The sequence below is a fragment of the Martelella lutilitoris genome (genome assembly GCF_005924265.1).
GTDB lineage: Bacteria > Pseudomonadota > Alphaproteobacteria > Rhizobiales > Rhizobiaceae > Martelella > Martelella lutilitoris.
Window position 1 is genome coordinate 42,721 of record NZ_VCLB01000002.1, and the last position, 18,675, is coordinate 61,395.

At 62.2% G+C, this 18,675-nt stretch carries 24 protein-coding genes, 1 tRNA gene and 1 pseudogene; 17 read left to right on the top strand and 9 right to left on the bottom strand.

The genetic code is table 11. From position 1 onward, the window contains the following. The first annotated feature begins 5 nt into the window (after positions 1-5). The 4 genes from FF124_RS02995 to FF124_RS03010 are packed head-to-tail and all read left to right on the top strand — an operon-like array spanning position 6 to position 4,688. Positions 6-1,001 (top strand): alpha-ketoacid dehydrogenase subunit beta, encoded by a 996-nt coding sequence (locus FF124_RS02995; RefSeq protein ID WP_138747017.1) that lies wholly within the window; start codon positions 6-8, stop codon positions 999-1,001. Then, positions 991-2,334: a biotin/lipoyl-containing protein gene (locus FF124_RS03000; RefSeq protein ID WP_138747018.1), complete on the top strand. Its 1,344-nt coding sequence runs from the start codon at positions 991-993 to the stop codon at positions 2,332-2,334. The genes FF124_RS02995 and FF124_RS03000 overlap by 11 nt, the downstream gene beginning before the upstream one ends. Positions 2,335-2,350: 16 nt before the next feature. Beyond that, a complete protein-coding gene (locus tag FF124_RS03005; RefSeq protein ID WP_138747019.1) occupies positions 2,351-3,781 on the top strand; it encodes an NAD-dependent succinate-semialdehyde dehydrogenase in 1,431 nt (476 codons plus the stop codon). A gap of 1 nt (position 3,782) precedes the next feature. Beyond that, entirely contained in the window at positions 3,783-4,688 is a 906-nt protein-coding gene (locus FF124_RS03010; protein WP_138747020.1) for a 2-oxo acid dehydrogenase subunit E2, read from the top strand. 42 nt (positions 4,689-4,730) lie between these two features. Here FF124_RS03010 and hpaR read toward each other — a convergent pair whose 3' ends face one another. Then, positions 4,731-5,258 carry a homoprotocatechuate degradation operon regulator HpaR gene (hpaR, locus tag FF124_RS03015; protein WP_425462500.1) on the bottom strand — a complete coding sequence of 176 codons (528 nt, stop codon included), beginning with the start codon at positions 5,256-5,258 and terminating at the stop codon, positions 4,731-4,733. Positions 5,259-5,542: 284 nt separating this feature from the next. Between hpaR and FF124_RS03020 the strand changes: the two are divergent. The 12 genes and pseudogenes from FF124_RS03020 to FF124_RS03065 all read left to right on the top strand — a co-directional run. Further along, positions 5,543-6,058, top strand: a pseudogene (locus tag FF124_RS03020) (VOC family protein); the annotation flags it as partial. Between the two features lie 31 nt (positions 6,059-6,089). Continuing rightward, a complete protein-coding gene (locus tag FF124_RS03025) occupies positions 6,090-6,968 on the top strand; it encodes a fumarylacetoacetate hydrolase family protein (RefSeq protein WP_138747021.1) in 879 nt (292 codons plus the stop codon). Then, positions 6,965-7,771, top strand: coding sequence for a 2-oxo-hept-4-ene-1,7-dioate hydratase (hpaH, locus tag FF124_RS03030; protein WP_138747022.1), 807 nt, complete (start codon positions 6,965-6,967; stop codon positions 7,769-7,771). The genes FF124_RS03025 and hpaH overlap by 4 nt, the downstream gene beginning before the upstream one ends. 11 nt (positions 7,772-7,782) lie before the next feature. Continuing rightward, positions 7,783-8,544 carry an aldolase/citrate lyase family protein gene (locus FF124_RS03035; RefSeq protein WP_138747023.1) on the top strand — a complete coding sequence of 254 codons (762 nt, stop codon included), beginning with the start codon at positions 7,783-7,785 and terminating at the stop codon, positions 8,542-8,544. A gap of 344 nt (positions 8,545-8,888) precedes the next feature. After that, positions 8,889-9,053 (top strand): hypothetical protein, encoded by a 165-nt coding sequence (locus tag FF124_RS20725; RefSeq protein ID WP_246072160.1) that lies wholly within the window; start codon positions 8,889-8,891, stop codon positions 9,051-9,053. Position 9,054: 1 nt separating this feature from the next. After that, a complete protein-coding gene (locus FF124_RS20995) occupies positions 9,055-9,468 on the top strand; it encodes a helix-turn-helix domain-containing protein (RefSeq protein ID WP_425462505.1) in 414 nt (137 codons plus the stop codon). Beyond that, entirely contained in the window at positions 9,368-9,751 is a 384-nt protein-coding gene (locus FF124_RS03045; protein ID WP_187326789.1) for a phage major capsid protein, read from the top strand. Before FF124_RS20995 ends, FF124_RS03045 begins: the two co-directional genes overlap by 101 nt. Positions 9,752-9,753: 2 nt before the next feature. Then, entirely contained in the window at positions 9,754-10,029 is a 276-nt protein-coding gene (locus FF124_RS03050) for a head-tail connector protein (protein ID WP_138747026.1), read from the top strand. Continuing rightward, positions 10,026-10,562 carry an HK97 family phage prohead protease gene (locus FF124_RS03055; protein ID WP_138747027.1) on the top strand — a complete coding sequence of 179 codons (537 nt, stop codon included), beginning with the start codon at positions 10,026-10,028 and terminating at the stop codon, positions 10,560-10,562. Before FF124_RS03050 ends, FF124_RS03055 begins: the two co-directional genes overlap by 4 nt. Then, entirely contained in the window at positions 10,559-11,773 is a 1,215-nt protein-coding gene (locus FF124_RS03060; RefSeq protein ID WP_138747028.1) for a phage portal protein, read from the top strand. The genes FF124_RS03055 and FF124_RS03060 overlap by 4 nt, the downstream gene beginning before the upstream one ends. Further along, positions 11,773-11,946 (top strand): hypothetical protein, encoded by a 174-nt coding sequence (locus FF124_RS20500; RefSeq protein WP_187326790.1) that lies wholly within the window; start codon positions 11,773-11,775, stop codon positions 11,944-11,946. Before FF124_RS03060 ends, FF124_RS20500 begins: the two co-directional genes overlap by 1 nt. Continuing rightward, entirely contained in the window at positions 11,943-13,055 is a 1,113-nt protein-coding gene (locus FF124_RS03065) for a tyrosine-type recombinase/integrase (protein WP_187326791.1), read from the top strand. Before FF124_RS20500 ends, FF124_RS03065 begins: the two co-directional genes overlap by 4 nt. Positions 13,056-13,074: 19 nt before the next feature. On the opposite strand, the gene FF124_RS03070 is transcribed toward FF124_RS03065, so the two are convergent. Continuing rightward, positions 13,075-13,150, bottom strand: a tRNA-Ile gene (locus tag FF124_RS03070). A 182-nt stretch (positions 13,151-13,332) separates the two neighbouring features. Here FF124_RS03070 and FF124_RS03075 point away from each other — a divergent pair. Next, entirely contained in the window at positions 13,333-14,061 is a 729-nt protein-coding gene (locus tag FF124_RS03075) for an SIMPL domain-containing protein (RefSeq protein WP_187326792.1), read from the top strand. A 3-nt stretch (positions 14,062-14,064) separates the two neighbouring features. Here the strand turns inward: FF124_RS03075 and FF124_RS03080 are convergent, their stop codons facing one another. The 7 genes from FF124_RS03080 to FF124_RS03110 form a co-directional block, all read right to left on the bottom strand. Then, positions 14,065-14,487, bottom strand: a complete 423-nt coding sequence (locus FF124_RS03080; protein WP_138747031.1) for a secondary thiamine-phosphate synthase enzyme YjbQ — start codon at positions 14,485-14,487, stop codon at positions 14,065-14,067. A gap of 49 nt (positions 14,488-14,536) precedes the next feature. Then, positions 14,537-15,466: an electron transfer flavoprotein subunit alpha/FixB family protein gene (locus tag FF124_RS03085; RefSeq protein WP_138747032.1), complete on the bottom strand. Its 930-nt coding sequence runs from the start codon at positions 15,464-15,466 to the stop codon at positions 14,537-14,539. A gap of 12 nt (positions 15,467-15,478) precedes the next feature. After that, positions 15,479-16,228 (bottom strand): electron transfer flavoprotein subunit beta/FixA family protein, encoded by a 750-nt coding sequence (locus FF124_RS03090; protein ID WP_138747033.1) that lies wholly within the window; start codon positions 16,226-16,228, stop codon positions 15,479-15,481. Between the two features lie 185 nt (positions 16,229-16,413). Beyond that, complete coding sequence (locus FF124_RS03095) at positions 16,414-16,986, bottom strand: cob(I)yrinic acid a,c-diamide adenosyltransferase (RefSeq protein ID WP_138747034.1); 573 nt, start codon at positions 16,984-16,986, stop codon at positions 16,414-16,416. Positions 16,987-16,999: 13 nt separating this feature from the next. Further along, positions 17,000-17,197 carry a twin transmembrane helix small protein gene (locus FF124_RS03100; RefSeq protein WP_024708460.1) on the bottom strand — a complete coding sequence of 66 codons (198 nt, stop codon included), beginning with the start codon at positions 17,195-17,197 and terminating at the stop codon, positions 17,000-17,002. Positions 17,198-17,299: 102 nt separating this feature from the next. Further along, complete coding sequence (locus FF124_RS03105; RefSeq protein WP_138747035.1) at positions 17,300-17,809, bottom strand: O-acetyl-ADP-ribose deacetylase; 510 nt, start codon at positions 17,807-17,809, stop codon at positions 17,300-17,302. 14 nt (positions 17,810-17,823) lie between these two features. After that, positions 17,824-18,657 (bottom strand): SDR family oxidoreductase, encoded by an 834-nt coding sequence (locus FF124_RS03110; RefSeq protein ID WP_138747036.1) that lies wholly within the window; start codon positions 18,655-18,657, stop codon positions 17,824-17,826. Positions 18,658-18,675: the final 18 nt, after the last annotated feature.

An 18,675-nucleotide genomic window follows, 5' to 3' on the forward strand; every position in this document is an offset into this window, starting at 1 on the left:
ATTCCATGCGAAAGATCACGTTATCCCAGGCCGTGAATGAGGCGTTGGCGGAGGAGTTGCGCCGCGATCCCACGACCTTCATCATCGGCGAGGATGTCGCCGAGGCCGGCACGCCGTTCAAGGTGCTGTCCGGCCTTGTGGAGGAGTTCGGGACCGAACGGATCATCGACACGCCGATCGCGGAGCCCGGCTTCATGGGCATTGCCGTCGGCGCGGCCATGACCGGCTCGCGGCCGATCGTCGATTTGATGTTCGGCGACTTCCTGTTCCTGATCATGGACCAGCTTTGCAACCAGGCGGCCAAGATCCACTACATGTCAGGCGGCAAGCTCAACGTGCCGCTGGTGGTGCGCACCAATCTGGGGGCGACGCGGCGTTCTGCCGCCCAGCATTCCCAGTCGCTGCATGCGCTTGTCGCCCATATTCCGGGCCTCAAGGTGGCGCTGCCATCGTCCGCCTATGAGGCCAAGGGGCTGATGAAGACGGCGATCCGCGACAACAATCCGGTCGTCATCTTCGAAGACAAGCTGATGTATAACGACAAGGCCGAGGTGCCGGAGGAGGAATATCTGATCCCCTTCGGCGAGGCCGCGATCCTGCGCGAGGGCCGGGACATCACGCTGGTTGCCACCTCCTCCATGGTGCAGGTGGCGCTGGCTGCGGCCGACCTCCTGGCAAAGGACGGGATTTCGGCGGAGGTCATCGACCCGCGCACCATCGTGCCGCTGGACGAGGAAACTATCCTCAAATCGGTGAAGAAGACGTCCCGGGCGATGGTGATCGACGAGGGTCACCAGAGCTACGGCATCACCGGCGAGATCGCCAGTCGGATCGCCGAAAAGGCCTTCTATCATCTGGATGCGCCGGTCTTGCGCATGGGGGCTATGGATGTGCCGGTGCCGTTCTCGCCGGCGCTTGAGGACATCACCGTGCCGACGCCGGAGCGGGTGGCGGAGAAGGCACGGCTTTCTGTCCGCGGGGAGCTTTTCCATGCCGCATGATGTGATAATGCCCGCGCTCGGCATGGCGCAGGACACCGGCAAGATCGTCCGCTGGCTGAAGAAGAGCGGCGATCCCGTTGCCGCCGGCGAGGCGATCATGGAGGTCGAGACCGACAAGGCGGTCATGGAGGTCGAGGCGGCTGCCGATGGCTTTCTGAGCGCCGTTTCGGCGGGCGACGGCGAGGATGTGCCGGTCGGCTCCGTGGTCGCCGTGATCGTCGAGAGCGAGGCCGACGTCCGGGAAGCCATGTCCGGTGAAGCGCCTGAAGCGCCTGAGGCGAATGCGGAGGAGCACGCCGGTGCAGACGATGAAGAGCCCCTGCCGGAGGGCGCGGAGATCATCATGCCCGCGCTCGGCATGGCGCAGGACACCGGGCTCATCGTCAACTGGTGCAAGGACGCAGGCGACAAGGTTTCGGCAAGCGACATTCTGCTGGAGGTCGAGACCGACAAGTCGGTCATGGAGGTCGAGGCCGGGCATGACGGCTATGTCGCCGCCATTCTTGCCGAAGCGAATGAGGCCGTCCCCGTCGGCTCGGTGATCGCGGTGATTTCGGCTGAGAAGGCGGAAAGGCCGGTGCGTCGCTCCGGTGGCACGAAGGTCGCGGCTTCAAAGCCGGAAACGACTTCAGAAGAAGCGCCGGTATCCAAGCCGGCGAAGAAGTCCGCGCCTAAGCCCGTCACCCCTGTCGAGGGCCGCGTCCTTGCTTCGCCGAAAGCGCGGCGGCTTGCGCAGGAGCAGGGCCTTGATCTGGCGCGGCTTGCCGGGGAGGGCGTGGCCCAGCCATATCATGTTTCCGACCTGGAAACCTTGCGCCGACTGGGCGCACAAGCGGACGCCCCGTCGGCTGTGGCCCCGGCAAGCGTGCCGCTGCATATCGAGGCGCGGGTTGCGGCTTCAGGCTTTATGGCCCTGCTGGACTGGCTGCGAAAAGAGACGACCGATGTGCCATCGTCGTCCCGGATCTGGCTCGGCTTCGCCTCGGCCGCCCTGCGCAGCGCCGATGCGAGGGACACGATCGTTGCCGACATCGAGACGCCGGGCGGGGCAACAATGCGCTTTGCCGATGCGGACCGCATGCGTCTTGGCGCGACACTTGAGGAAGCCGAAGGCGGTGATGCGGACATCATCCTGCGCGACCTAACGGGTTCTGCGGTGATCCGCGCCACGGCCCGGGCCGCAACAGCGCCGGTTTTGACTATCGGCCGCGACCGTGAGGATTTCATCATCGGGTTCGACTATCACGACGGCCAATTGAGCGAGGCGGCGGCCCTTGCTTTCGTGACAGGTTTTGCCGGTCGTCTTGAAGAACCGCTGCGCCATCTTCTTTGAAATTCGGAGCCATATCATGGACTTTACCAATCTCTATATCGACGGAAGCTGGCGCGAGGCCGCAAGCGGCGAGCGCTTCGACGTCATCAACCCGGCCACCGAAGAGGTCCTTGCCTCCGTCGCCTCTGCCGACACAGCCGATGCCGATCGGGCGCTTGATGCCGCCGAAAAGGCGATGGCCTTATGGCAGGCGAAAAAGCCGCGCGAGCGATCCGAAATCCTGCGCAAGGCGTGGGAGCTGATGACCGCGCGACTGGACGATTTCGCCCGCCTGATCACGCTGGAAAACGGCAAGGCGCGGGCCGATGCCATGGGCGAGGCGACCTATGCGGCCGAGTTCTTCCGCTGGTTCGCCGAAGAGGCGGTACGCGCCGACGGGCTGATCACCCATGCCCCGGCATCCGGCGCGCGCATCGTCGTGCAGCACAAGCCGGCCGGTATTTCGGTTCTGGTCACGCCGTGGAACTATCCGGCGGCCATGGGCACGCGCAAGATCGCGCCGGCGCTGGCGGCAGGCTGCGCGGTGATTATCAAGCCGGCGACGGAAACGCCGCTCACCATGCTGGCGCTGATGCCGCTTCTGGAAGAAGCCGGCGTGCCCAAGGGGCTGGTCAATGTCCTGCCGTCGAAACATTCCGGCCGGATTGTCGACCACATGCTGCATGATCCGCGCGTGCGCGTGGTCTCCTTCACCGGCTCGACCGGCGTCGGGCGCACCTTGCTCAAGTCGGCCGCCGATCAGGTGGTCAAGCCGGCGATGGAGCTCGGCGGAAACGCGCCGCTGCTGGTGTTCGAGGATGCCGATATCGACAAGGCGGTCGCAGGCGCCATGCTGGCGAAGATGCGCAATCTCGGCGAGGCCTGCACGGCGGCGAACCGGTTTTACATTCATGAAAAGGTCAGCGCGGAGTTCACGGGAAAATTCACCGCCGCCATGGCCGCGCTGAAACTCGGAAACGGGTTGGAAGATGGCATTGATGTCGGGCCGCTGGTCAACGCATCGACCCGGGACAAGGTCGCGGGCTTTGTCGAGGACGCCGTATCAAAAGGCGCGAAAATCGAGCTTGGCGGCACGCAGCCGAACGGCAAGGGTTTTTTCTATCCCCCGACCGTGCTGTCGAACGTGCCGGAAACCGCTGATTGCGTGCATGACGAGATTTTCGGCCCCGTCGCGGCGCTGCAGACCTTCAGTGACGAGGAAGACGTGATCCGGCGCGCCAATGACACCGAATACGGGCTGGTGGCCTATGTCTTCTCCCAGGACATGAAACGCGCCATGCGGGTCTGCGAACGGCTGGAATACGGCATGGTCGGCCTTAATCGCGGCCTCGTCTCCGATCCGGCAGCGCCCTTTGGCGGGGTCAAGCAGTCCGGATTGGGGCGCGAAGGCGGGCATGAGGGCATGCTCGAATTCATGGAAACCCAGTATATCTCGGCGGAATGGTGACATGAGCGACAAGGATTTCATCGCAAGCCCGGCCGTCGTGGCCTATGCCGGTCGCAAGGGCGTCGACCTTTCCGATGTGGCCCGAAAATCGGGCCGCACCAATCTGGCGCGTGAGGATGTCGACCAGCATCTGGACGGTTCCGCACCCATTGGCCCAAACGTCGGTGGGGGAGATCAGAGATACTGGGATGTCGACCACGCCGCCTTCGGCCCGGTTACCGAAGAGCCGGTGACGCGGATCGCGAGCCTAGCCGCCGACAATCTTTCAGCCGCCAACCGGATGATCCCGCAGGTCACCCACCACGATCGCGCCGACATGCGCGCGCTCGAAGCCTTTCGCAAAAGCCTCAAGGCGGAGGCTTCGGTCAAAGGTCTGAAGCTCACCGCGCTTGCCTTTCACATCAAGGCGCTGTCGCTGACGCTGCAGGCCTTTCCGCTGTTCAACTCCTCGCTTTCAGCCGACGGCACGACCCTGATCCGCAAGCAGTATTGCCATATCGGCGTCGCCGTCGACACGCCGCACGGGCTGATGGTGCCGGTGATCCGCGACGCGGACCGCAAGGGGCTGTGGCAGATCTCCGCCGAAATCGCAGATCTGGCGAAGAGGGCCGGCGAGCGCAAGCTTCGGCCTGACGAAATGGGCGGGGCGTCGATGTCCGTTTCCAATCTCGGCGGCATTGGCGGCACGGCGTTCACGCCGCTCGTCAACCCGCCGGAGGTCGCCATTCTCGGGATCACGCGGGCGGAAACCGTGCCGGTCTGGGAGAACGAGGCCTGGCAGCCGGTGCTGATGGCGCCGCTCGACCTTTCCTATGATCACCGGGTGATCAACGGCGCGGATGCCGCGCGTTTCCTCAGCCATTATGCCCGGTTGCTCGCCGATCCGCGGCGTATGCTGTTTGCCTGAGGCTTAGCGGATCTCAGATGTTTCCGTCCGGCCGCAAAACGCTCACGGGGCCTCGTCCGTCTCATCTGTTCTTTTCGCGCGCTCGGACAGCGTGTCGAGCACGAATTCGAGTTCGTTCAGGAGCGCCTGGATCCTGTCGCGACCGAGAAGCGCCTCGATCTCGTTATAGATCGCGACGCTGTCTTTCGAGGCGGTGCGGATCAGCGCCTTGCCCTCTTGCGAGAGCTGAACGATCGTGTGCCGCCGGTCGGCGGGATCCTTGCTCACGAGAATGAGATTGCGCGCCTCCAGCGCCTTCAAGATGCGCGTCAGGCTCGGCGGCAGCACGCAGGCCGCTCCGGCAAGCTTGGAGGCATCAAGGGAGCCTGCCTCGAACAGCACGCGGATGACCCGCCACTGCTGCTCCGTCACGTCGTATTTTCTGAGCATCGGCCGGAACAGTTCCATGACCGCCTCGCGGGAGCGCAGAAGCGCGATCGGCAGGGTTCGCCGCGTCTCGGCAAGCTGAAAGCCGTCCTTATAGACGGCCGTCTCCCGCTTTGCGCCTTCAGCCCGGTTTTCGTTCGCCACTTTGTCTCCCCTCTATTTTCATTCTCTTCCTCATGTTGAAAAAAAACCGGCTTGACAAGAGACTTAAAACTTAACACGTTAATTGTATGTCGGGTTCCGGCATGAATGACCATGGATCCCTCATGCGGAACTGCCGAGAAAGAGAGCGGTTCACGCCAGGCGTGAGAACGCTCCGGCCGGCGGAGGCGGGCTGGGAGGAGCAACGTGCCACATCTGAGACTTGACTATTCCGCGCCCCTGGCGCTGGAGACGGACATGGCTGGCCTGTGCGAGACCTTGCGCGCAGCCCGGATGTCGATGCCTCGGTTGCCTTCTACAACGAGATCGGTTTCCGCGTGACGGAATATACCGAGGACGAGGAGACCGGAAAGCTCTGGGCCGCCTGGACCCATCGCAAGGGCGGCGTGCACGATATCGCCTTTACCAATGGGCGCGGTCCGCGCCTGCACCACACCGCCTTCTGGGTGCCGCCGCCGCTCAACATTATCGACCTCTGTGACCTGATGGCGACGACCGGCTATGTCTCGAACATTGAGCGCGGGCCCGGCCGCCACGGCATCTCCAATGCCTTCTTCCTCTACATCCTCGATCCCGACGGACATCGCATCGAGATCTACTGTTCTGATTACCAGACGGTCGCCCCCGATCTCGAGCCGATCAAATGGGACCTGAAGGACCCGCAGCGCCAGACGCTCTGGGGCGCGCCGGCGCCGAAGAGCTGGTTCGAGCACGGCTCGCTGTTTGCCGATGTGGAGCCGGCGGAGCCGCTCCTGAAGGCTCAGCCGATCATCGCACCCTGATTGCTTCAGCGGCATTGCCCGAGGAGAAAATATGACCCGTCAAATCCCCGCCCGCATCGCAAGCTTCAGGGTGCATGGCCATATCGGTTGCGGCCTCGTCACCGATGAGGGCGTGATCGACCTGTCGAAGGATTTTCTGCCAAACTTTCCCGATCTGCGCGCGGTCATCGAAGCCGGCGCGCTTGCCCGCCTGGTGGCTGCCGGCGAAGGCCGGAAGCCTGACGTCCGGCTTGATGAGATCGAATATCTGATCCCGATTGCAAATCCGGAAAAGCTCATCTGCGTCGGCGTCAATTTTCCTGATCGCAACGAGGAATACAAGGACGGGCAGGCGGCACCTTCGAAGCCGTCATTGTTTATCCGGTTCCCGCGGTCCTTCACCGGCCACGAAAGACCGCTGATCCGGCCGCCGGAAAGCGAGCAGCTCGATTACGAAGGCGAGATTGTCATCGTCATCGGCAAGGGCGGGCGACGCATCGCCGAAGTCGATGCCTATGATCACATCGCCGCGTTGTCGCTCTGCAATGAAGGCACGATCCGCGACTGGGCGCGACACGCGAAGTTCAACGTCACCCAGGGCAAGAACTGGGACCGTTCCGGCTCCATCGGCCCCTGGCTTGTGCCCTTCACCGATGCCGCCCAACTCGACGACATCGAACTGACCACCCGCGTCAACGGCGAGGTGCGCCAGCACGACCGCACGAGCCGGATGATGTTCTCCTTCCGCTATATCCTCTCCTACATCTCCACTTTCGCCACGCTTGTGCCTGGCGATGTCATCGTCTGCGGCACGCCGACCGGGGCGGGGGCGCGCTTCGATCCACCGGTCTGGCTCAAGCCGGGCGACGTGATCGAGGTCGAGGCCGATGGCATCGGCGTGCTGCGCAACGGCGTGGAGGATGAGGGATGAGCCTTGATCGGGAAGATGTCCGCGCTGCCGCCGAACGGCTGTTCGATGCGGAGAAGATGGGAAAGCAGATCGGCTTGCTGAGCCTAGCCTATCCCGGCATGACCATGGACGACGCCTATGCGGTGCAAACCGAACTGATGCGGCTGAAAGCCGGGGGCGGACGAAAAGTCATCGGCTGGAAGATCGGGCTCACCTCGAAGGCGATGCAATATGCGCTCAATATTTCGACGCCCGATTCAGGCGTGCTGTTCGATGACATGGCCTTCGACAATGACGCGACGGTACCGAAGGGTCGTTTCATCCAGCCGCGCATCGAGGCCGAGATCGCCTTCGTCATGAAGGCCCCGCTTGCAGGCGGCGACGTAACGCGCGACGATGTGCTCGCTGCCACGGATCATGTCGCGCCGTCGATCGAGATCCTCGACACGCGCATCCTGCGCGCGGACCCCGAGACCGGCAAGACGCGCACGATCGTCGACACGATTTCCGACAACGCCGCCAACGCCGGGATCGTGCTCGGCAACAAACGCCACGCGGTCAATGCCTTCGACCTCAGATGGGTCGGCAGCATCGTCTCCCGCAACCGCGCTGTGGAGGAAACGGGGCTCGGCGCCGGCGTGCTGAATGATCCGGTCGAGGGGATTGTCTGGCTGGCCCGTCGTATGGCTCAATACGGCCAGCGGATCGAGGCGGGGCAGGTGATTCTGTCGGGCTCCTTTATCCGCCCCGTCGAATGTCCGGCAGGTTCCGTGATCGAGGCGGATTTCGGGGCTTTCGGCAGGGTCGGTTGCCGGTTCGAATAGGAGAGGCACAGATGCCTGTAGAGAAAAACGAATTCAAGGCCGCGCTGAAGCGCGGCGAACAGAAGATCGGCCTGTGGCTCGGTCTGGGCGAAGCGACGACGGCGGAGCTTTGCGCCCAGGCCGGTTTCGACTGGCTGCTGGTCGATGGCGAGCACGGGCCGAACGACCTTCGCTCGATCCTCGATCAGCTTCGTGCGCTGGCCGCCTTTGATCCGGCCGTCGTGGTGCGCCCGCCCTCTGATGACCGGGCGCTCATGAAGCAGTATCTGGATATCGGCGTGCGCAATTTCCTGGTGCCGATGATCGAGAGCGGCCTCCAGGCTTCGGAAGTCGTGCGCTCCGTCCGCTATCCGCCCGAAGGCGTGCGCGGCATCGGCGCCGCGCTTGCCCGCGCCTCGCTCTACAACACCGTCTCCGACTATCTTTCAACGGCGAACGGCGAGATTTGCGTGTTGCTCCAGGTCGAAAGCCGTGCGGGCATCGCCGCTCTTGACGATATTCTCGCCACAGAGGGCGTCGACGGCGTGTTCGTCGGTCCCTCCGATCTTGCCGCTGACATGGGCTTTCCCGGAGATGTCGGCGCGCCGGAGGTGCAGGAGACGGTCTTGGACGCGCTGGAACGCATCAAGGCATCGGACAAGGCCGCCGGCATTCTCATCGGCGATGCCGAGCTTACGAAGAAATACCAGCAGATGGGCGTCGAGTTTCTCGCCGTCGGCACGGATGTCGGCGTCTTCGTGAACGGGTTGAAGGCGCTGCGCCAGCAATTCTAGTCGCTGCCCGTTTCAGCTGGCAGTGTCCCGGTATTCGATCGCCTGGGCCGGCATGGCCGTGCCCGGGCCGGGCCTGAAACAGGACAGGCAGAAGGTGCGCAACCAAAATAGAGGCCGAAAAGTGCTGCCACTCGATGTTGCGCTCCGCGTCATGCGATTTTGCGTGCTACAAATCGAAAAACCGACTTTTGTCGCAAATTCGGCGTTTCCGTGTCGGACGACAGAAAGAAAAAATTAGAGTTTTTGGTGGGCCTGGAGGACTTCTGAAAGGCCCAGAAGAACAAAGCGTTAGGGTGGCGAACGCGGGAAGCCCGGCCACTGAAAACATTAGAAAAAATGCAGGCTTGGCGAACCAGTTTGACGCCGGTTCAAATGAAATCGCCGCCCGCGACGGCTATCGGGGCGGCGACAATAACGGCACGAATGCCGAAAACAGTGCACAACGTTTTTATCAGGCTCAAGCGGCTGATGCAATCGAGGCGTCCGCCCATCGAAACGCGGGGGTGTGACATGGCGCTCTTGCGAGAAAATGACGTCCTGTTTGCCTACAAGGCGCTGAACCTTATTCCGGGTCTGCCGGAAGCCTCACGGCGCGTTGCCGGTGCGATCCTCGATCACTTCAACAAGAAGGACGGGCAATGCGATCCGGGTATTGAACGGCTGTCGCGCATGCTCGGTTTGAACCGTTCAACCGTCATCCGTGCGACGGAGAAACTGGACGAACTCGGCCTGATCGAGAAGGACAGTCATGGCGGCAAAGCGCATCGTGCCAGCTACAAGCCGAACTGGGCGTATTTCAGGGCCATTGTCGAGGATTTCCAACTTGACGGCGGACCTGATTGCCGCGCTCGAACTGGACGACGTGACCGGCACCACGGCGTTTCTGACCAATCCCGGTGTCATGAACGCTTGCCGCAAGCTTAAGGATGGCGACGGCCACGGTTACACCATGGCCGAACTGTTCCACGGCAAGCCGGTGGAAGCCTCGACACAGGTTCCCGCCGATCTTGGGGCCGATGAAGACAAGTCGGCACTGATCTATGGCCAGTGGGGCGAACTCTACATGGGGTACTGGTCGGCGGTCGATATCCTGATCAATCCCTATCACCCCGACGTTGCCAGCAATGGCGGCGCGCTTCTGCATGCCTTCCTTGATGCCGACGTAACCGTTCGCCACGGCGAAGCCTTCGCGTTCGCGGAGGTTTGATCATGGTGACGCTTGCTGCCGCGAAGACGCATCTGAGCGTTGATTTTGATGATGATGAAGCCGCGATTGAACGTTTCATCGCGGCGGCAAGCGCGCATCTGGCATCCATCGGCGTTGATATGAACGCCGATCCTCTGCCCGAACCGCTTTCAATGGCCGTGCTGATGCTTGTCGGCCATTTCTACATGAACCGCGAAGCAACCGCCGATGCGCACCTGATCGAAACGCCGCTGGCCGTTGACCGCCTGATTGCTCCTTACCGGGAGAGCTTTGCATGACCACTTTCGAAAAGCGGGGCCTTGCCGCTGAAATCCGCGCCAAGGGGCGCAGGCTGGAAGGCTATGCCGCGACCTTCAACAACCCCGCCATGATCGGCGGCGCATTCAGCGAAACCATTGCGCCGGGGGCTTTCTCCGGCTCGATCCGTTCGAAGGGGGATATTCTCGCCCTTGTCGATCACGATCCTGGCCGCGTTCTGGCGCGCACCCGTTCCGGTTCCTTGCGCTTGTCAGAAGACGCGCACGGCCTTGCCTTCGACCTCGACATTCCCGACACGCAGGCGGGCCGCGATGTGCTGGCGCTGGCCGAACGCGGCGACCTTGGCGGCATGTCATTCGGCTTTGCCGCACTGGATGAAGGCCGCGACGGCAACCGCCGGGAGCTGCGCGCCGTGGATCTGTTCGAAATCTCTGTTGTGCTGGCGTGGCCCGCCTATGACGGCACGGTGATCAACGCACGGGCTCGCCAGTCCGGAAACGGTTTCAAAGCCTATACAGCGCGTTCGCTTCGTCTTCTGGAGCTTGGCCAATGAAACTTATTCCCAGCATTTTCAAACGCGAAACCCGCACGGCCACGATCAAGAGCGATGATCCCTACCTTGGCGAATTCTTTGGCCTGCGCGGCGGCATCGGCGGTTATGTCGATCCCGAACGCGCTTCCGGGCAGGCTGTCGCCCATGCCTGCATAGCCGTGATCACCCAGACGCTGGCAGCGATGCCGCTGAACCTTTACCGGCGCGCGGACAATGGCGGACGTGAACGCGCCAGCGAACACCCGCTTTATGGCGTTCTGCATGATCAGGCCAATGAAACTCAAACGGCCTTCGAGGCACGGGAATACATGATTGCCGCGCTTCTGATCCACGGCAACGCCTTTGCCCGGATTGCCCGCAACAATCGCGGACAGGTGACGGCACTTTACCCGCTCGATCCCGGCGCGGTGGCCGTTGAACAGCTTGAAAGCGGACGCCTGCGCTACCGCGTCACGGAACGCCGGGGCGTTCGGGTCTACCTTCAGGAAGAAATGCTGCATATACGCTACAGGCTTGGCCGTGACGGCGTTATGGGGCTTTCCCCGATCCAGATCACCCGCGAAGCCTTCAACCTCTCCCTGTCGCAGCAGGACGCAGCCGCCAAACAGGCGGCAAAGAGCTTTCGCATGGAGGGGTTGTTTACCTTTCCGAACCCGCTTCCGATGGACAAGAAAGTCGATGTTCTCGACAAGCTGCGCCAGAAGCTTGAAGCGAATAACACCACGTCCGGGGTCCATGTTCTCGACGGCGGCGCTGACTTCAAAGCGGTGTCCATGTCTGCAAAGGATGCCGAATTTATCGAGCGCATGAAGCTTTCGAACCTCGATATCTGCCGGGTCTACAACGTTCCGCCGTCCGTTGCCGGCATCACCGACAATGCGACCTATTCCAACATCGATCAGGAAAGCCGGGCTTTTGTCGTGCGCTGCCTCTCACCGCTGGCGCGCAGGCTGGAACAGGCGATGAACGCGGCTTTCCTGACAGCGACAAGCCGCAAGGCTTTGTTTGTGGAGCATGACCTTGCCGGGTTGCTGCGCGGCGACATGAAGGCCCGTTATGAGGCTTACCGCGTGGGCCGGGAATGGGGCTGGCTTTCTCCGAACGAAATCCGCGGGCTGGAAAACATGTCCGAAATCGAAGGCGGCAGCGAATACCTCTCGCCGCTCAACATGACCACGCTCGGCAACCGTGGGGAAGGTGGAGAAGGCTAATGGCAAACCGGGCTTTACCAATCAAGCAGGCAGAACTGACGCGTCTATTGAAAGGCGTTGTTGGCGCTGGTGTGGAGATTGGCCGGATTGAGGTCGATCCACGGACGGGGCATGTTGTCATCATTCCCGATAAGGCGACCGAGAAGGCAACGAACCCATGGGACGAAGAATGAAGCCCCTGAGAAAGAAATTTCCGGGCGCAACACCCTACTTTGACCGTCACGGGAAAAGGCGGTGGCGGTACAGGAAGGGTGGCCGCTCGGTCGAACTCGGCACTGAATATGGGTCGGATGATTTTGTAGAACGTTATGAGGCGGCGGTGAAGTCAATCCGTCGCCCTGTCGGCATTGATCGCACCATTCCCGGCAGCGTGAACGACCTTGTTGTTTCGTTCTACAAGTCCCCTGTATGGAAGGCGCTTTCTGATAGCACCAAGCGCACCTATCGCGGACACATAGAGCCTTTTCGCATGAAGCACGGCGACAAGCCTGTGAATCAGCTTGAACGGCGCCACGTCATGAAAATCCTGGCAGAGAAGGCGGATACTCCGGCAGCTGCAAACAACTTGCGGAAGCGCCTCATGCAGCTCTTGGACCATGCTATTGCCCTTGACTGGATTTCAACCAATCCCGCGCGGCTGGTCAAACCCTACAAGCTGGATGGTTCGGGTTTCCATACATGGGATGAGGGCGAGATAGCCCGGTTCTTCCAAGTGTATGAGCCGGGAACCATGGCGCATACGGCGGTCACGCTGATGCTCTACACAGGAGCCGCCCGCGTGGATGCGGTGAAGCTTGGCCCATGGAACCTCAAACAATCCGCCGATGGACCGCGTTTCGAATATCGCCGCCAGAAGACCCTCAAGAGCAATGGTGTTCTGATTTCCATTCCGCTTCATCCAGACTTGGCAGAGGTGCTTTCCGCAAGCGCTGACGACAGACCATTCCTTGCCACGGCATATAGAAAGGCAAGATCGGCTGAGGGTTTGGGCAATAAAATGCGCCAGTGGTGCGACAAGGCGGGACTTGATGCCTGTTCGGCGCACGGACTTCGCAAGGCTTGCGCTCGACGACTCGCTGAGGCCGGAGCGAGCGCCCATGAAATCATGTCCGTTACCGGACACAAAACACTAGCCGAAGTGCAACGGTATACCGATGCAGCGATGCGCGAGGGCTTAGCTGACTCGGCTTTCGAGAAGCTGATTTCTCGACCGAACCGGGAACAAACTGTGGTGAACCTTCAGTCAAGGTTCGCCAAAAATAACAGTAAGGTGCTGAAATGAAACACAAAATCAGAATTTTTGGTGGGCCTGGAGGGACTCGAACCCCCAACCAAGCGGTTATGAGCCGCCGGCTCTAACCATTGAGCTACAGGCCCGTCCGGCCATCAGATGGTCTGACCGGAGCCGCGTCGGCAATGGCTCCGGGCGCGGTTCTTCCGACTACCCCAAATTCAAAACCACGGCAAGTCTCGCCGGGCCTGCCGTCGAGCCTGCCGCATTGACTTCACAATTGCCGGACAAGAATATGCCAAGGCTTTTTCTCAAGGAAGGATTTCTCATGGCCAATCTTCCGGTTCGCATCGCCGCCGCCGGGCTTCTTCTCGCGCTTCCGCTTGCCGGTGGGGCAGCGCTTGCCCAGTCTGCCCCGGCGACGATCTCGGTCTCGGCGGAGGGCGACGCCAATCTGGTGCCCGACATGGCGACCGTCTCGCTCGCCGTCGTCACCGACGCCGATGACACGTCCACCGCCATGGCCGACAATGCCGGCGCCATGCAGAAGGTGATCGCCGCCCTGAAGGAAGACGGGATCGCGGAAAAGGATATCCAGACCGCCAATTTCTCCGTCAGCCCGCGCTACCAGCAGGTCAAGGCCTCCGACGGCTCGATGCAGAGCGAGATCGTCGGCTATGAGGTTCGCAATGCGCTGAGCGTGAAGGTGCGCGATCTTGCCAAGCTCGGCGCCGTTCTTGACCGGGCCGTCCAGCTCGGGGTCAATTCCGGCGGCGGCATCTCTCTGTCCAACAGCGATCCGTCTGCCGCCGAGGACGAGGCGCGACGCGAGGCGGTGGCCAATGCGCTCGCCAAGGCCGAGACCCTTGCCGAGGCCGCCGGCGTCTCGCTCGGCGATGTGCTCTCCATCTCCGAACAAAGCTCCATGCCGTCCCCGGTCATGTTCGCCCGCTCCGACATGATGATGGCCAAGGCCGAGGGCGCGCCGCCGATCGCCGCCGGCGAGAACACCTACACGATCACGGTCAACATGACGCTGGCGATCGAACAGGAATAGGCCTCACGACGACAGGTGCAGCACGATTTCGCGGCGATGCGGGCGGTCGCGGTGCTCGAACAGGTAAATGCCTTGCCAGGTTCCGAGCACCGGTCTGCCATCCGAAACGGGAATTGAAAGCGAAACCTGCGTCAGCGCCGTCTTGATATGGGCCGGCATGTCGTCCGGCCCTTCCAGCCGGTGGACGAGATAGTCCATTGCCGGGTCATCCGTGCGCGGCACCAGCCTTGCGAAATATTCCGAAAGATCACGCTTGACGTCGGGGTCGGCATTTTCCTGGATCAGCAGCGAGCAGGACGTATGGCGCACGAAGACGGTCAAAAGCCCGTCATCGTCGGTGTTGGCGCGCACGAAGCGGCAGGCCTCGTCGGTGAATTCATAAAGGCCCTGTCCGCGGGTCTGAACGCTCAGTCGGGTCTGGGGCATGTTTTTCCCTTTGTCGCGCCGGTCTTTTGAAAGACCGGCGCGAAACAGATCAGAGCGCCTTTTCGAGCTCGGGCAGGATCTCGAACAGGTCGCCGACAAGGCCGTAATCGGCCACCTGGAAGATCGGCGCTTCCTCGTCCTTGTTGATGGCGACGATGACCTTGGAATCCTTCATCCCCGCCAGATGCTGGATGGCGCCGGAAATGCCGCAGGCGATGTAGAGCTCGGGCGCGACGACCTTGCCGGTCTGGCCAACCTGCCAGTCATTCGGCGCGTAACCGGCGTCAACGGCCGCGCGCGAGGCGCCGACGGCGGCGCCCAGCTTGTCGGCGACGGGAAGGATCACCTCCCGGAATTTCTCCGACGAGCCGAGCGCGCGGCCGCCGGAGATGATGATCTTCGCCGAGGTGAGTTCCGGACGCTCGGACTTGGCGATCTCGTTCTTCACGAACGAGGACAGGCCGGGGTCTTCCGCCGCGCTGACGGTCTCCACCGGCGCAGAGCCGTTCATGCCGGCAGCGGCAAAGCCGGCGGTGCGCACGGAGATCACCTTCTTGGCGTCGAGCGATTTCACCGTCTCGATCGCGTTTCCGGCATAGGTCGGACGCTTGAACGTGTCCGGCGCAACCACCTCGATGATCTCGGAAACCTGCATCACGTCCAGAAGAGCGGCGACGCGCGGCAGCACGTTCTTGCCGGTGGTGGTGGCGGCCGCCATGATCACGTCATAGCCGTCGGCAAGAGCAAGGATGGTGGCGGAGAGCGGTTCGGCGAGGCTTTCGGCCAGCGCATCGCTTTCCGAAACCAGCACCTTGGAAACGCCGTCGATCTTCCCGGCCGCTTCGGCGGCTGCCGTGCAGCCCTTGCCGGCGACCAGGACATGGATGTCGCCGCCGATCGCGGCAGCGGCCGTTGCGGCCTTGGCGGTCTGTTCGGAGACGGTCGCTCCGTCGTGTTCTGCGATGAGAAGAATGGTCATGGTGGTTTCTCCCTACAGCAAGCCGGCTTCGTTCTTCAGCTTGTCGACCAGTTCGGCGGCATTCGCCACCTTGATGCCGGCCTTGCGGGCTTCCGGCTCCTCGGTCTTCAGCACCTCCAGACGGCGGGCAATGTCGACGCCGAAATCAGCCGGGGTCTTCTTGTCGACCGGCTTTTTCTTCGCCTTCATGATGTTCGGCAGCGAGGCGTAGCGCGGTTCGTTCAGGCGCAGATCCGTGGTGACAATCGCCGGCAGCTTGACGGTGATGGTCTGCAGGCCGCCGTCGATCTCGCGGGTCACGGTCGCTTCGCCGTCGCCGACTTCGAGCTTGGAGGCGTAGGTTGCCTGGCCCCAGCCAAGAAGGGCGGAAAGCATCTGGCCGGTCTGGTTGCTGTCATCGTCAATCGCCTGTTTGCCGAGAATGACGAGGCCGGGCTCTTCCGCCTCGGCCACCTGTTTCAGGAGCTTGGCGACGGCAAGCGGCTCGACGGTCTCGTCGGTGGCAATCAGGATGCCGCGATCGGCGCCCATGGCAAGGGCGGTCCGGATGGTTTCCTCGGCCTTGGCCGGGCCGATGGAGACGGCAACCACTTCCGTGGCAATGCCCGCTTCCTTCAGGCGGAGCGCCTCTTCCACCGCGATCTCGTCGAACGGGTTCATCGACATTTTCACATTGGCGAGTTCAACGCCGGAGCCATCGGGCTTCACGCGTATCTTGACGTTGTAATCGACAACCCGCTTTACCGGGACCAGAACCTTCATCTTTTTCCTCCTGGATCAGGGCCGAATGGCCTTAATCGAGACTTCAAGGGCCGGAAATAGCGTTCCGGCGTGGGGTGAGATTGCGGACTTTCGACCGCGCTCGCTTGCCAATGGGCGACATGAATAATTTCATTTGCCTGCTTTGACAAAGAATCATTGCCCAATCCCGGGCATTTTTCAGCAATTCAGCGGTTCTTGCCGGGCTCCCACAAAATGTCCGCGCCGCCGTCATCATTGGCATGGCGGGCGGCAACGAAGAGATAGTCGGAAAGCCGGTTGATATAGGAAAGGGCAGGAGCGCCGACCGCTTCGCGCTCGCCCAGCGCCACGATGGCGCGTTCGGCCCTGCGGCAGACGGTGCGGGCCATATGCAGGCCGCTTGCGAGCCGGCTGCCGCCGGGCAACACGAAGGAGGTGAGCGGCGCAAGGCGCGCGTTCAGCCGGTCGATCTCGGCTTCAAGCCACGCGACCTGGGCATCGACGATCCTCAGCGGTTCGTAGGAGAGCGCCTCGCCGGTCTCGGGCGTGGCCAGATCGGCTCCGAGATCGAAGAGGTCGTTCTGGATGCGCTTCAACGCCTCGGCCAGCGGGTTGCCGTCTTTCGCCTCGAGCCGCACAAGGCCGAGCGCCGCATTGGTTTCGTCCACATCGCCGATGGCGACAAGCCTTGCGTCGGACTTCCTGCGACGCGGGCCGCTCGCAAGTCCGGTCGTGCCGCCGTCGCCGGTGCGGGTATAAATCCTGTTGAGTTTGACCATGCTGTTCTTGAAATCAGTGTCCGGACTGGATGAGCCAGAGGGTGAACATGATGAGGACGATGGCGATTGCCTGGAAGGCGATGCGGCCTTGCATCATCTTGTTGGAGAATTCGCCGCTGCCGCCCTTCATCATGTTGATGAGGCCGCGCACGAGAAAGAACACGACCAGCATCATCGCAATGATTGTCACGAATATGAAAAAGCTGGACATGGTTCTCCTCCATTGTTCCCTGCCTGGCGGGGAGGGCGCATCAGACGACAAATTCACCGTGCATGCAAGGGCCTGACACTTGGCAAACTGCGTTCAAACGGTTCAAAGGGCGGCAACGGCCTTCTTCAGCTGCGTTTCTGTACCCTGATCGAAAGCGACCAGATAAACCGCCTCGATGACGGTATGTTCGGCGACCGTTTCGGCGATCGTGCTCGCGGCGATCGCGGCCGCCCTGTCGGCGGGAAAACCGTATATGCCGGTCGAGATCGCCGGGAATGCGATCGTACGACAGTCGTGCTCGATGGCAAGCCGCAGCGCGTTTCGGTAGCAGCTTTCCAGCAGTGCGGCCTCTCCGTTCGTGCCATCGCGCCAGACGGGTCCAACCGTGTGGATGACATGGCGGGCGGGCAGACCGTGACCGCCGGTAATGCGCGCTTCTCCGGTGGGGCATCCGCCGAGGCTGCGGCATTCGGCAAGAAGACCGGGGCCGGCCGCGCGGTGAATGGCGCCGTCGACACCGCCGCCGCCCAGAAGCGTGCTGTTGGCGGCGTTGACGACGGCGTCGACTTCCAGCCGCGTGATGTCGGCCCGGATCACGGAGATTCCATGCATTGCGTCGGCCTCCTTTAGCTCATGCGCCCCATCAGGCGGTAGAACCAGTCGGCCGGCATGACCCGTTTCAGGAAAGCGCCCTGTCTGGCGGGCGTGGTCACGAGGTAATGCGGTTTCGGCCGCTTCGCCGTCAGCGCCTTTAGCAAAACGGCATGCACCGCGTCCGGTTCCAGCTTGTGCCGGTTGGGCGGGCCGGAACCGTCCAGCCGGGCCAGTTGCTTGCGATAGTCCTCGGCATGGACCGAGCCTTCGATGTCGATGCTGGCCCTGATATGCTTCAGCGCGTTGGCGGTGAATTGCGAGGCGATCGGCCCCGGCTCGATCAGGCTGACGAAAATGCCGCTGCCCTCAAGCTCCATGCGCAAGGTGAGCGAGAGGGCTTCGAGCGCGTATTTGGACGCGGAATAGGGTCCGCGATAGCGATAGGGCAAGAGGCCGAGGATGGAGGAGCATTGCACGATGCGGCCATGTCCCTGCCTGCGCATCACCGGCACGATGCGGCGCGTAAGCGCGTGCCAGCCGAAGACATTTGCCTCGAACTGGGCGCGCAGCACATCGGTTGAAACATCTTCCACCGCGCCGGTCTGGCCGTAGGCGCCGTTGTTGAACAGCGCGTCGAGCCTGCCGCCGGTGCGTTCAAGCACGGCCTCGACAAGGGCGGCAATCGAGGCCTCGTCGGTGTAGTCGAGATAGAGCGCCTCCAGACCATCGGCCTCAAGCGCCGCCAGATCCTCTGCGCGCCTTGCGGTGGCGAAAACGCGCCAGCCGTCTTTCGCCAGCGCGCGGGCGCAATAGGCGCCGATGCCGCTGGAACAGCCGGTGACGATTATCGTGGATTCTTCAGTCAATTGACACTCTCCGGTACA

What these genes read in the sequence shown, in the direction of transcription:
- FF124_RS02995 (WP_138747017.1), top strand. Translation starts at nt 6, where the DNA reads ATGCGAAAGATCACGTTATCCCAGGCCGTGAATGAGGCGTTGGCGGAG.
- FF124_RS03000 (WP_138747018.1), top strand. Translation starts at nt 991, where the DNA reads ATGCCGCATGATGTGATAATGCCCGCGCTCGGCATGGCGCAGGACACC.
- FF124_RS03005 (WP_138747019.1), top strand. Translation starts at nt 2,351, where the DNA reads ATGGACTTTACCAATCTCTATATCGACGGAAGCTGGCGCGAGGCCGCA.
- FF124_RS03010 (WP_138747020.1), top strand. Translation starts at nt 3,783, where the DNA reads ATGAGCGACAAGGATTTCATCGCAAGCCCGGCCGTCGTGGCCTATGCC.
- FF124_RS03025 (WP_138747021.1), top strand. Translation starts at nt 6,090, where the DNA reads ATGACCCGTCAAATCCCCGCCCGCATCGCAAGCTTCAGGGTGCATGGC.
- hpaH (WP_138747022.1), top strand. Translation starts at nt 6,965, where the DNA reads ATGAGCCTTGATCGGGAAGATGTCCGCGCTGCCGCCGAACGGCTGTTC.
- FF124_RS03035 (WP_138747023.1), top strand. Translation starts at nt 7,783, where the DNA reads ATGCCTGTAGAGAAAAACGAATTCAAGGCCGCGCTGAAGCGCGGCGAA.
- FF124_RS20995 (WP_425462505.1), top strand. Translation starts at nt 9,055, where the DNA reads ATGGCGCTCTTGCGAGAAAATGACGTCCTGTTTGCCTACAAGGCGCTG.
- FF124_RS03050 (WP_138747026.1), top strand. Translation starts at nt 9,754, where the DNA reads ATGGTGACGCTTGCTGCCGCGAAGACGCATCTGAGCGTTGATTTTGAT.
- FF124_RS03055 (WP_138747027.1), top strand. Translation starts at nt 10,026, where the DNA reads ATGACCACTTTCGAAAAGCGGGGCCTTGCCGCTGAAATCCGCGCCAAG.
- FF124_RS03060 (WP_138747028.1), top strand. Translation starts at nt 10,559, where the DNA reads ATGAAACTTATTCCCAGCATTTTCAAACGCGAAACCCGCACGGCCACG.
- FF124_RS20500 (WP_187326790.1), top strand. Translation starts at nt 11,773, where the DNA reads ATGGCAAACCGGGCTTTACCAATCAAGCAGGCAGAACTGACGCGTCTA.
- FF124_RS03065 (WP_187326791.1), top strand. Translation starts at nt 11,943, where the DNA reads ATGAAGCCCCTGAGAAAGAAATTTCCGGGCGCAACACCCTACTTTGAC.
- FF124_RS03075 (WP_187326792.1), top strand. Translation starts at nt 13,333, where the DNA reads ATGGCCAATCTTCCGGTTCGCATCGCCGCCGCCGGGCTTCTTCTCGCG.
- FF124_RS03080 (WP_138747031.1), bottom strand. Translation starts at nt 14,487, where the DNA reads ATGCCCCAGACCCGACTGAGCGTTCAGACCCGCGGACAGGGCCTTTAT.
- FF124_RS03085 (WP_138747032.1), bottom strand. Translation starts at nt 15,466, where the DNA reads ATGACCATTCTTCTCATCGCAGAACACGACGGAGCGACCGTCTCCGAA.
- FF124_RS03090 (WP_138747033.1), bottom strand. Translation starts at nt 16,228, where the DNA reads ATGAAGGTTCTGGTCCCGGTAAAGCGGGTTGTCGATTACAACGTCAAG.
- FF124_RS03095 (WP_138747034.1), bottom strand. Translation starts at nt 16,986, where the DNA reads ATGGTCAAACTCAACAGGATTTATACCCGCACCGGCGACGGCGGCACG.
- FF124_RS03100 (WP_024708460.1), bottom strand. Translation starts at nt 17,197, where the DNA reads ATGTCCAGCTTTTTCATATTCGTGACAATCATTGCGATGATGCTGGTC.
- FF124_RS03105 (WP_138747035.1), bottom strand. Translation starts at nt 17,809, where the DNA reads ATGCATGGAATCTCCGTGATCCGGGCCGACATCACGCGGCTGGAAGTC.